Annotated in this window: 13 protein-coding genes; 12 read left to right on the forward strand and 1 reads right to left on the reverse strand. The window is 59.4% G+C overall.

Translation table 11 applies throughout. The features are described 5' to 3' along the window. The first annotated feature begins 128 nt into the window (after nt 1-128). A complete protein-coding gene (locus RS901_RS33830; RefSeq protein ID WP_316154997.1) occupies nt 129-1,166 on the forward strand; it encodes a LacI family DNA-binding transcriptional regulator in 1,038 nt (345 codons plus the stop codon). Here RS901_RS33830 and RS901_RS33835 read toward each other — a convergent pair. Then, nucleotides 1,163-1,666, reverse strand: a complete 504-nt coding sequence (locus RS901_RS33835) for a carboxymuconolactone decarboxylase family protein (RefSeq protein WP_316154998.1) — start codon at nt 1,664-1,666, stop codon at nt 1,163-1,165. The two genes, RS901_RS33830 and RS901_RS33835, sit on opposite strands and share 4 nt — an antisense overlap. Nucleotides 1,667-1,720: 54 nt before the next feature. Here RS901_RS33835 and RS901_RS33840 point away from each other — a divergent pair, with 54 nt between their 5' ends. From RS901_RS33840 to RS901_RS33895, 11 genes are all read left to right on the forward strand, one after another. Further along, on the forward strand, nt 1,721-2,821 hold the full coding sequence (locus RS901_RS33840; protein WP_316154999.1) for a tripartite tricarboxylate transporter substrate binding protein: 1,101 nt from the start codon (nt 1,721-1,723) through the stop codon (nt 2,819-2,821). Nucleotides 2,822-2,825: 4 nt separating this feature from the next. Next, nucleotides 2,826-3,602: an SDR family oxidoreductase gene (locus RS901_RS33845; RefSeq protein ID WP_316155000.1), complete on the forward strand. Its 777-nt coding sequence runs from the start codon at nt 2,826-2,828 to the stop codon at nt 3,600-3,602. Nucleotides 3,603-3,702: 100 nt separating this feature from the next. After that, the gene (locus RS901_RS33850; protein WP_316155001.1) at nt 3,703-4,233 is read left to right on the forward strand and encodes a VOC family protein; all 531 of its coding nucleotides are present in this window, start codon (nt 3,703-3,705) and stop codon (nt 4,231-4,233) included. A gap of 31 nt (nt 4,234-4,264) precedes the next feature. Beyond that, nucleotides 4,265-4,771: a 2,4'-dihydroxyacetophenone dioxygenase family protein gene (locus tag RS901_RS33855; RefSeq protein WP_316155002.1), complete on the forward strand. Its 507-nt coding sequence runs from the start codon at nt 4,265-4,267 to the stop codon at nt 4,769-4,771. 84 nt (nt 4,772-4,855) lie between these two features. Beyond that, complete coding sequence (locus RS901_RS33860; RefSeq protein ID WP_316155003.1) at nt 4,856-5,857, forward strand: aldo/keto reductase; 1,002 nt, start codon at nt 4,856-4,858, stop codon at nt 5,855-5,857. A 42-nt stretch (nt 5,858-5,899) separates the two neighbouring features. Then, complete coding sequence (locus RS901_RS33865; RefSeq protein WP_316155004.1) at nt 5,900-6,877, forward strand: tripartite tricarboxylate transporter substrate binding protein; 978 nt, start codon at nt 5,900-5,902, stop codon at nt 6,875-6,877. A 124-nt stretch (nt 6,878-7,001) separates the two neighbouring features. After that, entirely contained in the window at nt 7,002-7,955 is a 954-nt protein-coding gene (locus tag RS901_RS33870) for a Bug family tripartite tricarboxylate transporter substrate binding protein (protein ID WP_316155005.1), read from the forward strand. 123 nt (nt 7,956-8,078) lie between these two features. Beyond that, nucleotides 8,079-8,927 (forward strand): SDR family NAD(P)-dependent oxidoreductase, encoded by an 849-nt coding sequence (locus RS901_RS33875; RefSeq protein WP_425476457.1) that lies wholly within the window; start codon nt 8,079-8,081, stop codon nt 8,925-8,927. Between the two features lie 769 nt (nt 8,928-9,696). Continuing rightward, nucleotides 9,697-10,707, forward strand: a complete 1,011-nt coding sequence (locus RS901_RS33885) for a CAP domain-containing protein (RefSeq protein ID WP_316155006.1) — start codon at nt 9,697-9,699, stop codon at nt 10,705-10,707. A gap of 197 nt (nt 10,708-10,904) precedes the next feature. Continuing rightward, nucleotides 10,905-11,180, forward strand: coding sequence for an alpha/beta fold hydrolase (locus RS901_RS33890; RefSeq protein ID WP_316155007.1), 276 nt, complete (start codon nt 10,905-10,907; stop codon nt 11,178-11,180). Next, complete coding sequence (locus tag RS901_RS33895; protein ID WP_316155008.1) at nt 11,174-11,563, forward strand: alpha/beta hydrolase; 390 nt, start codon at nt 11,174-11,176, stop codon at nt 11,561-11,563. The genes RS901_RS33890 and RS901_RS33895 overlap by 7 nt, the downstream gene beginning before the upstream one ends. Nucleotides 11,564-11,675 lie beyond the last annotated feature (112 nt).

Raw genomic sequence — 11,675 nt, forward strand, 5'->3', positions numbered from 1 at the left:
TGCTTGATGGTTTGCAGCCCACAAAGTGGCGAAAGCCATACCCGAACAACCTGGTGAGTTTTGCTTTGAAAGTCGACCTGGCGGGCTGGCTTACAATGGGTGCCCTGCCATGGCCCTGCCGACCCAACATGCCCGCTGAGAAAAAGCGAATCACAGTGCTCGATGTAGCCCGTCATGCGGGCGTGTCGCAGGGCACCGTCTCAAGGGTCATTACAGGGAAGAACTGGGTTTCCGAAGAGGCCCGCCAGCTCGTGGAGGCCTCGGTCCGCGAACTCGGCTATGTTCCGAATCCTATGGCGCAGGGACTGAAGAGTCAGCGTTCGAACACGGTCGCGGCGCTGGTCTCCGACATTTCCAACCCGCTGCACGGTGTATTCCTGGCTGCAGCCGAAGAAGTGCTCGATGAAGCGGGCTACCTCCTTTTCGTGTCGAGCACGCACAGCCAGCCGGAGCGCGAGGTCGCCCTGCTGAACGCCTATGGGTCGGGGCGGGTCGATGGACTGATCGTTGCGCATGCGGATGAAAGCAACAAGAAGGTGGCGCAGGTCCTGAAGGCTACCAAGTTGCCGATTGTCTTCCACGATCGAGAAAGCAATGGTCTGGGAGATGCCGTCATCGTCGATCACATGAGCGGCGCCCTGGAGGCAATGCGCTACCTGATTGGCCTTGGCCACAAACGTATTGCTGTGCTGACCCCGGCGTCGAAGATCCGGCCCGGACGCGAGCGACTGCGTGGTTATGAAATGGCGCTGAAGGAAGCCCGCATACCGCTGGATCCCATGCTGATTGCCGAACTGGATGCCTCCAGCCAGGAAGCCTATAGCCAGACGCGCGCGCTACTGGAACATAAGCACCGCCCTACCGCCATCATCTGCCTGGGAACAGGCATGCTGGCCGGCGTGCTTTCCGGGATCGCGTCTTCGGGACTGAGAGTACCCGAAGAGATTTCCATCATCGGTATCGGTGACACGGATCTTGCACGCCTCCACACGCCTCCGATCACCTCCCTCAAATGGGATATCGGGGAGTGCGGAAGGATTGCCGCGCGTATGCTGGTGGCGCGCCTTCGTGGCACGTCCAAAGCCGGACTGCAAGCGGAGACGATTCGGGTACCGGTGGAACTGATGATTCGGCACTCCTGCGCGCCTCCGCGCGCCCGCTACTAGCGCTCGATGACGATCTCGAACGTGCGCAGGTAGTTGCACACGAGCTGGTAGAAGCCCACCGTCATGACAATATCCATGAGTCCCTTGTAGCCAAACCTGGCTACGGCATCCCTACGTTCGTCGCCGACCAGTTCGTGATTGTTCACAATACTGTCCGTCCACGTGATGAGCGAGCGCTCCTCGTCCGTCAGTCCCTCGGCATCGGCACCCAGCCTGGCGCCGCTGATCCCCGCCTCCGACAGGCCAGCAGCCCGAGCCAGGCGCTCGTGGTGAAACAGCTCGTACGGCGCGTCATAAAGATTTCCAACCCGCAGGATCACTAGTTCGCGCAACGGACCCGGCAGCGTATTGCTGCGGAGGATCCCTTCGGCAAGGGAGAAGTAGCCGGGCGCCATGTTCGGCGAGTGGAACAGCATCTTGAAGACGTTGAGAGGCTTTCGCTCCACCACCTCCTGCCATTCCTTTGCGACAGCCGTCATATCAGGGTACGGAATCGTCATTTCTTCTCCTCGGTATTTGATGTGGATGGGTGACCAGGCGCCCAAGAAGTCCGCTTGTCTGCGCAGATCCTCTTGAAAACGACTAATAACGATATTAGTATGGAAGCCATGCCGCTGGCTAGTGGTCATCCACTGCAGGCGAAGCAGACCAAAATATTCGGAGACAGTCTTATGATGAATCGCCGCAGGTTCCTGGCTACGCTCGCCGTTGCCGGAACCTCTCCTTTGCCAACTCTGGCCGGCGCAGCCAATGGCGCCTTTCCCACCAAGCCGGTCACGCTCGTCGTGCCGAACCCTCCCGGAGGTGCTTCGGACGTGATGGCTCGGCTCATTGGTACCGGCCTCTCGCAGATGTGGGGCCAGCCAGTCGTCGTCGAGAATCGTGCAGGCGCTGGCGGCAGCATTGGAGCCGAATACGTTGCACGGTCTGCCGGCAATGGGTACACGCTGCTGATGGGTGGCATTGCGTCTCATGCGATCAACCCCGCCCTCTACAAGAACATCAAGTACGACCCGCTTCGCGATTTCACAGCGCTGACATTGGTGGGAACGCTGGCCAATGTGCTGCTCGCCCACCCGAGCTTCCCAGCTGACAACCTCACGCAGATGATCGACCTGGTGCGAGCGAACCCCAACAAGTATTCGTACGCTTCCGTGGGCAATGGCACCTCTCCGCATCTTTCAGGGGAACTCTTCTGCGAGATGACCGGATTGAAGATGGTCCACGTGCCATACAAAGGCAGTGCGGCTGCCCTGAATGATCTGCTTGCCGGGCAGATTCAGCTCGGCTTTGACAACCTGTCAGCGGGGATCCCCTTCATCAAGGAGAAGAAGCTGAAGGCGCTTGCCGTCACCACAAAGACTCGGTCGCCCTTGTTACCGTCAGTGCCAACGATCGCGGAGTCTGGCGTGCCAGGTTATGACCTGACCTCCTGGGCTGGCCTCTTTGCGCCTGCCCGGCTTCCTGCAGCCGTTGCGCAGAAGATCAGCACCGATGTGGCGACCATTCTTCGCAAGCCCGACGTCGCAGAGAAGTTGCTCGCGCTCGGGGTGACTGCCGCGCCGAACACGCTCACTGAATTCGCAGCCTTCCTGACAAGCGAAGTGAAAAAGTACCGATCGCTGTCGCAGAAAGCCAACCTTCACATCGGATAACGCCATGCAACGAAAACTTGAAGGCCGTATCGCGGTGGTGATTGGCGGCGGCAATCCGCCGCAAGGTCTGAGCAACGGCGGCGCCGCGGCGCAATGCTATGCAAGGGACGGCGCTATCGTTGTATGCGTGGACATGGACGTCGCTGCCGCCCAGCGGACCGTGGACAACATCGTCGAAGCGGGCGGGAAGGCCGTTGCCGCGCAAGCCAACGCCGCAAATCTGGAAGACATCGTCGCCCTCAAGAATCTCACGATCGAGCGCTACGGTCGGGTCGACATCCTTCACAACAACGTTGGGACCGAACACGTCTGCGAGCTGGAAGAGATCACAGAGGAAGCATGGGATCGCATCCACGACATCAATCTCAAGAGTGTCCTGTTTGCGTGCCAGCAGTTCATCCCCCTGATGGTCAGGCAAGGCGGTGGATCTGTCGTGAACATCTCGTCGACCGCCAGTATTCGCCCCAGCCCCACAACGTTCTATCTCTCGTACAACACGTCGAAGGCAGCGGTGAATCACATGACCCGGGTCCTCGCCCGGCGCTATGCCAGGGACCAGGTACGCGTCAACGTCATCCTGCCGGGGATGATTCGCACGGCGCATGCAACAAAGCTCTATGCGGACCCCGTTCAAGCGAACATCGACCGCGATGCGCGCTGCCCGATGGGACGTCAGGGTACGCCCGAGGATATCGGGAATGCCGCCGCGTTCCTGGCCAGCGACGACGCCAGGTACATCACCGGTATCGAGCTTCGGGTCGACGGCGCCCTCTCCCTCTAAAACCCTTCCGAATGGCTCCCGACCGCACGCCCCAGTCGTGCGGCAGGGGTTCATTCGCCCTCGCTTCACCCATTCAATCATCTGTTCGGAGTGCATACACATGAGCAAAATCTACGGCGGAATTCACCAGATCGGCTACATCGTCAAGGATATCGAGAAGGCCATGGAACACTGGTCGCGCGTACTCGGCGTTGGCCCCTGGTTCTACCGTGAAGACGCGACACCGTCCGTCTTTACCTACTACGGCAAGGAATCCACGCCGCCGAAGATTTCGATTGCGGTGGCCAACTCCGACTTCATCCAGCTTGAGTTGATCCAGCAGCACGACGACGCGCCGTCCCTGTATCGCGATTCGCTCAAGGCAGCCGGTGGCGACTGCATGCAGCACGTCGCGTTCTGGACGGAGGACCACTACGACGAGCTTCGCGCACAGTTGATCGAAGCCGGTTACGTGGAGGGTCACGCGGGCCAGATGGGTCAACGCGGCCGTTTCACCTACCTGGTCCACAAGGATCTGCCGAGCTGCGTCATCGAGATCTCTGAAACGCGTGGCGGCAAGGGCGAGTACTTCAAGAAAGTCGCCGAGGCCGCCCAGGAATGGGACGGCAAGGTAGCAATCATCCGCGTCTAAGTCGAAATAATCAGTCCCTCCCGGAGTTAGCATGTCCCTCCCAAAAGTCGTCACACACCAAGATCGCCTGCTTACCGTCAACATCAATGACGCTACCGAGTTCCCCGGCTCGGAACTTGGCTCGACGATCATTCCTCTCTTCCTCGATCGCGAGAACGGCATCTGGGTGCTTTACGGAAAATTCGAACCGGGCGCGCAACTGCCACCCCACTTCCATACCGGTACCGTTCACTTCTTTACGACGAAGGGCCAGTGGAACTACGTGGAGTATCCGGACGATCCTCAAACGGCAGGTAGCTACCTGTACGAGCCGGGTGGATCCGTGCACAGCTTCTCGGTTCCCGCCGATGCGAAGGAGGCGGCCGAAGGTTTCATGGTCGTCTACGGGGCAAACATCATCTTCAAGGATGGCGAGTTCGACAGTGTCCGCGATGCCGGCGCCATCGAGGCCGGCATCCTGGCAGCGGCGGAGCGAGCCGGCATGCCCATTCCCAGGTACATCCGCCCAGCAGGGGGCGCAAGGTTTTCGAACGACTGAGACCGTTCGATTCGTCAATCGGGCATGCCGCCGCTGTGCGGCATGCCATACGTCGTACCGCCACTCGCAACGGAGAATTTCACAATGGAAGGTGAGAACTTGGATGAAGTCCGCAGACTTGGGCGATCGAATCTAGCCTCGGCGCCTATCGCACTGGGCTGTTACTCCATGAGCAGTGCTTATGGAAAACGCGATGACTCAGAGTCACTCGCGGTTATTCAGAAAGCACTGGGTCGAGGCCTCAACTTCATCGACACGGCGGACTTCTATGGCTGGGGACACAACGAGCAACTGGTTGCCAAAGCCCTGAAGGGCCGCCGGGATGAAGCCATTGTTTCGACCAAGTTCGGTTATGTCCAGACGGACAGTGGATTCGGAGTCTGCGGAACACCCGAATACGTGCGACAAGCCTGCGACGCGTCGCTGAAGCGCTTGGGAATCGACCAGATCGACATCTACTTTCAACACCGGGTTGACCCCAATGTGCCGATCGAGGAAACCGTCGGCGCGATGGAGGAATTGGTCCACGCGGGCAAGGTGAAGGCGCTGGGGCTCTGCGAAGTCTCGCAGCGAACGCTTCGACGCGCCTGCGGCACGTATCCGATTGCCGCCATCCAATGCGAATACTCGCTGTGGACGAAGGATGTCGAGGCCGAGTTGCTTAAGGAGTGCGATGCGCTGCAAGTCACGCTCATGGCCTTCTCCCCACTGGGTCGCGGCATGCTCACCGGTCATATCCGTTCGCTGGACGATCTGGCCCAGGATGATGTCCGTCGGAAGTATCCAAGGTTCTCGGCAGAGAACTTCGCATGGAACCTGGCTTTGGTGGACCAACTCGCAGCCATCGCGACAGCCAAGGGCTGCACGCTCGCACAACTCTCGTTGGCGTGGCTCATTCGAAAGAACCCACGCGTCGTTGCCATCTGTGGCGCCGACACTCTGCCATTTCTCGATGAGAACCTTGGCGCGTTGGCGGTCGACTTCACCGAATCTGAAGTAGCAACGGTGGGCGATCTATTCTCACCCGAGAAGGTTGCTGGCGACCGGTACAACGCAGCGGTCATGGCCATGCTGGACCGCACTTGACGGGGGCCACCCGTGACGAACCACCACCACGTAGGCAGTACCATGAAACAAGTCATCAAGCACATCGCAGTCATCGCGGCAGGCGTCGCAATTCTTGGCGGATCCGGGCTTGCCGCAGCCGACACCTATCCATCCAGGCCCATCACTCTTGTCGTTCCCTTTGCCCCGGGCGGCGTGACCGATAGCGCAGCGCGATTGATCGGCAAGAGCCTTGGCACTCGTCTCGGTCAGCCTGTGGTGGTGGAAAACCGTGCCGGCGGCGGCGGCGCAGTCGCGACGGAGTATGTGGGGCGATCCAAGGCTGACGGCTACACGTTGCTATTTGGATCGCGCGTGACGCAGATTACGAACCCGCTGATCAACAAGACCCGGCTACCCACCGACAAGGATTTCACCGCGATCTATACGGTATGCGACGCCCCGGCCATTATCGTCACCAACGCGAAGAGCCCATTCAAGGACGTCAGGGAACTCGTCACATACGCGCAGAAGAATCCTGGCAAGGTCAACCTCGCCACCGCTGGCAACGGCACGGCAGCGCACCTTGCGGCCCTGGTCTTCATGGAGATCACGAAAACCAACCTGACGCACGTGCCATATCGCGGAAGCTCCCCAGCCATTCAGGACCTGCTTGCGGGCAATGTCGACATAGCGTTCGACTATCCGTCTTCCACGCTAGGCTTCATTCGGGCTGGATCGTTGCGTGCGCTTGCCTCGCTCAGCGAAAAGCGCCTCACGGTACTGCCGAACGTTCCGTCGATTTCAGAGGCGGGCGTCAAAGGCGCGGAGAGCGCAAGCTGGCTTGCCGTCTTTGCTCCCGCCAAGACCCCGGCGGATATCAGCGCCCGGCTGACGACGGTAATGGGCCAGGTTATGAACGAGCCCGAGGTACAGCAACGGCTCAATGAGCTGGGTACCGTTCCGATGGCAATCGGCGGAAAGGACCTCCAGACGCTGATGAACCGCGAAACGGTCCGCTGGCGCGAAGTCGTGTCCAGGACTCCGATCACGACCGATTAAGGGGCTTTTCCTGGGGCCGGCGGGAAAGTCGGATCGTTTGCGCGTCCTGGAACCGGCCATGCCCGGCCCACCCAACATTGCATACCAATAAGGCCGCCTCAATTCGGCCAAGAGAGGGGACAGAATGAAGCAGGTCATCGCAGTAGCTATCTTCGCAATAACGACAATCGCTCATGCCAGCACATCAGATAGTTATCCAGTGAAACCGATTCGCATGCTACTACCATATGGCGCCGGTGGCGGTGGCGACGTCGTGGGTAGACTACTTGCCGATCGCATGGCGCTCCAGCTCAAGCAGCCAATCGTCGTGGAAAACAAGCCCGGCGCGGCCGGGACGATCGGCACACGCGCAGTGGCAGTGTCACCTCCGGATGGTTACACCATCATGATCGGCGGGATGTCGTCACATACCCTGGCTCCAGCAACCTATACAAAGCTTCCCTATGATCCGATCCGGGACTTTGCCAGCCTCGGGCAGATCGGAACGTCCGCCCTGGTCGTGGTGGCCGCCAACAGTTTTCCGGCAGGCAATCTGGCTGAGCTGCGCATGGTGGCAAGACATTCCCCCGTACAGTATGCAAGCTGGGGTCAGGGATCGGGCGGGCACTTCTGCGGCGAAATCCTGCGGCAAAAAGGCGGAATCCCGCTTCAGCACATCCCCTACAAGGGGACCAGTCAAATCATCACCGACATCCTTGGTGGACACATTTCTCTGGGCGTCGTGGACATGGTGACAGCCACTCCATTCGTGAAGGAGGGCAAGATCAAGGCGCTGGCCGTCTGTACGCAACGTTCCCCGAGCATGCCGCAGGTTGCCAGCTACAGGGAACAAGGCATCGATTTCGACAGAGTGCAGAACTGGGTCATGTATGCCCCAGCGGGAACCCCCAGGCCAATTGTCGAAAAACTATCGAATGCGCTCAAGGTCGTGTTGAAGGAGAAGCCTGTGATCGACAAACTGCTCAGCCTCGGGGTAACTGTCGACTATGTTCCGGGCGAACAGCAACAGGCAACCAATGCCAACGACATCCCGATCTGGAAGGCTATCGCGACAGAATCCAATATTCATCTGGACTAGTCCGTTTCATCGGATCGCGACGTCACCGAATCTTAAAGCTGGCATGTGCCTTCGTCCCCACGCAGGACGACCATCGCCCTCAATTTATCGAAATCACAGAGAATGACTTCCAAAGGATATTCATTGAAAAAACGTCTCGATAACAAGACGGCGCTCGTCATTGGTGCTGGTTCCCGTGGGCCAGGCTGGGGTAACGACAAGGCAAGTTCGGTTCTATTTTCCCGCGAAGGTGCGCGGGTCGTATGCGTTGACATCAATGCAGAGGCGGCCGCCGAAACTGCCGAACTCATACGCAAGGAAGGCGGTCACGCGATTGCATTGCAGGCGGACGCGAGTAACAGTTCAGATGTTCCCAATCTCGTTGGCAAGACGATTGAGGCCTTCGGAAACGTCGACGTCCTCTACAACAACGTTGGCGTTGCGGCACCTGGAAGCGTTGTGGACGTATCCGAGGAAGATTGGGATCGAGTCTTCGCCATCAACGTCAGATCGTTCTTTTTAACGATGAAGCACGTGATTCCGCTAATGATCGCGAACGGAGGCGGCTCGATTGTCAACATGTCATCCTCAGCGGCCTTGCGCCATACTGGCACGGCATACGCCACTTACTACGCCACCAAAGCTGCCGTAAGCCATCTCACACGGACCACTGCAGTGGACTTCGCAGATCAGGGTATTCGCGTAAATGCAGTCGTGCCAGGCTACATAATGACCCCCATGGTAGAGACTGTTGACGGGCAGCGTCGACCTCCGGAACAATTGAAATCGCTACGGGCTGCTCGCAGCGCTCAGATTCCAAGTGGGCCGGCAAGGCGACGCTTGGGATGTTGCCGAAGCGGTCTTGTATCTGGCATCGGATGCTGCACGCTACGTCACCGGGACGGAACTTGTTGTGGACGGCGGGCTTACTTTAAAAATGTAAGCCTTGGTGCTACTGTGGGCAATTGGTGCCTGACAAGGAGAGTGGCCTGAAATAGGAGTATTTCCCAAACGAAATGTTCGGTTGTCCATTCGTCGCAGCTCCACACGCACAGTGTCCTGGATGGAATGTATTTCCGACACCCCGCCTCGGCCTCAGCGCCTGCCTCGATCTGCCGTTAGAAAGGTTTCGCTTCGAAACCACTTCAGCGCTTTTTTCGGGTGAGTGGAGTGCCCTGCGCCGCTCACCCCTTTCTCTGGATGCATTCCTGACGATGCGAGGGGCGACACTGCTGGCGGAACACAAGAGCGTCCGAATATAGGGGTTGACCGCAGGACACCATCCGAGCCCGCGAGCGATGTGCCAAGGTGAGCATTTCGCCTTTAACATGGTTGGGCATGATTGGGCGACCTCTGCCAGCACCAGCGTCATTAGCTAACTGAGGTTACCGTCTGATATCGGTTCAACAAAAGTCATTCGGTTCATCGCAACTGAGAGGCTGCTTTGGGTCCGACATGCGACCGTCGTTCCCCCGCAGGTCCGCGATGACCTTCCTTATCTTGGGCCGCCCCCCAATGGCAGGGTCGAACACTAATACTCAGATCGCGCTTCATGGGCACCTGGACAGCCTCCAGGTTCTTGCATCTGTTTGAGCGCGGACGGTGCGCCCTACCCACGCCCCCCAAGCTTGCCGCCCGCAGGCGCGCATGCTCGTGTGCACGAATCTTCGCACTTTCACGTTAAGCCTCCGGGAGCGGATTTGCCAGGGTCCCACGCGGATCCTGAGCCCTGCTTGTACAGACCTAAAACAACCGGAAAAACGTGAGAAAGAGCCTCTTCGCAGTCGCCGCGACGTCTGCCTTCGTCGCGGTCTGCGCCCGCATTGATAGCGCAGGTGCCACCCCTCCAACGATCGCCTCAAACCTGCCGAGCACGCCGACCATCAGCAAGCAGCTCTCTTCTTCTGCTCGGACCTCAATCACGCACAAATCCACTTACTTCCGAACCGACCCGCGCCTCGAATTCTTCAACGCTGTCAACGCCTTGCGCGTCGCAATGGGTGTAGGTGCGTTGCGGCAAGACCCCGCCCTGGACGCTGCGGCTGAAAACCACCTGGAGTATATGAAGCTCAACGCAGTGATGAGCCACACGGAGATCCCTGGGAATCCGGGTTTCACTAGCCCCGATCCGTACCACCAGGTGCTTGCTGTGGGCGGCTCGCACAAACAATGGGTCGGACAGAATGCTTACAATGGCGAGATCGGCCGCTGTCTTGCCTCGATGGCGAACTCGGTTTACCACTTGCAGGGGATTACCAGCAATCAGGAGACCATCGGCCTGGCCATGCGTGATAACTACTGCGTGGCGAACTTTGGCGTGGTGACCGCAGCCGGGACCGGCGGCTATGGCCTGGCCCAATGGGGCGGCCAACAGCTGCCTCCCGGCACTGGCGCCTACTACCCAGCCAACAATGCCGACGTCCACGGCTTGTTCGTTCCTGGTGACGAGATCCCGAATCCGGCGCCCGATCTGGCCACCGCCGGTCCCCCGATCATGTTCCGGGTCAACGTGGAAAAGCCATCCGACGTGTTGACGGTTTCAAACTTCACCCTAACGGGGCCAGGCGGCAATTCCGTGCCGGCTCGCATCTTGGTGCCTGCCGAATCCAAGGCTGGCTCGGTTGCTTCGGCTATCGCGGACGCGAGCCTGTATCGAGGCGTGGTTTTCCTGCTCCCCACGCAGCCCATCGCTGCCGGCACATACATAGCGACCTTCGTCGGTGCGCGAAATAGTGTGGCCATCAACCAGTCCTGGCGCTTTACGGCGTATTGATCAGCCTCTTTCGCGTCCAGGGGGGCGAGGACTCATCAAACGTTGCCCCCCTGCCTTCCTTGAGAGATCTTGTGGACCGCCTGCGCCAGCGTTAGCGCTCGTCAGGCAGGCACGGCCGCACTAATATGAATCTCGACCGCGCGATGGTCGACTCGCTCGACCTCTCCTTCGCGTCGTGCTGAACCCGGAGAAGCAACGTGCCATACGTAACGTCCGACGGTGTCTCGATCCACTACAAGGTCAACGGCCAGGGTTCGCCCGTGCTTCTTCTGGCGGGGCTTGCGGGAGCAGGCGCATCCTGGGGCCCACAGATCGATCTTTTCGCCGAGCATTACCAAGTGATCGTACCTGACCATCGCGGCACCGGTGGGTCCGAGCACACCGCACGCGATATGACGATTACGCAACACGCGCGGGACATGGCGCAGGCCATCGACGCGGTCGTCAGTTCGATATGCGGCGACGCATGCTGACCGATTCCGGCCTGCGCGCGTCCACCGAGGCAAACGCACTATTCCTCTTCGATCCGAGGTTTATTCGCGAGCATCCGGAGCAGGTGCAGGCGTGGGTCAACACTGCATCGGCAGTCACGTTCGAACCGAAGATCGACTTCGCCCGGATCGACATGATCGTAGGGCACGACGCCTTTGATGATCTCCCGTCGATCACGACGCCAACGCTGGTGCTGGTAGGCAAGCGCGACTTCTGCGCCCCGCCGCACTTCTCCGCTGAGCTTGCCGAGCGGATTCCAGGCGCCAAGTTTGCCATCTTGGACGGTGGTCACTTCATCTTCCTGGAAAAACCCGCTCTGCAGCACGACACGATTGAAGCGTTCATCGTCAAGCACGAACGATGAAGAGCTCGGCTCACTAACGGAAGGCGGGCGCTTCCCGTTAGTGAGATTGCGCGAACCGGCCCTTATTTGGCCGCGCCCCGCGATCGACAGAGGCCCCGCCGCTCGGTGCAAT

It is taken from the genome of Cupriavidus sp. BIC8F (assembly GCF_032465815.1).
Classification (GTDB): Bacteria; Pseudomonadota; Gammaproteobacteria; order Burkholderiales; family Burkholderiaceae; genus Cupriavidus; species Cupriavidus necator.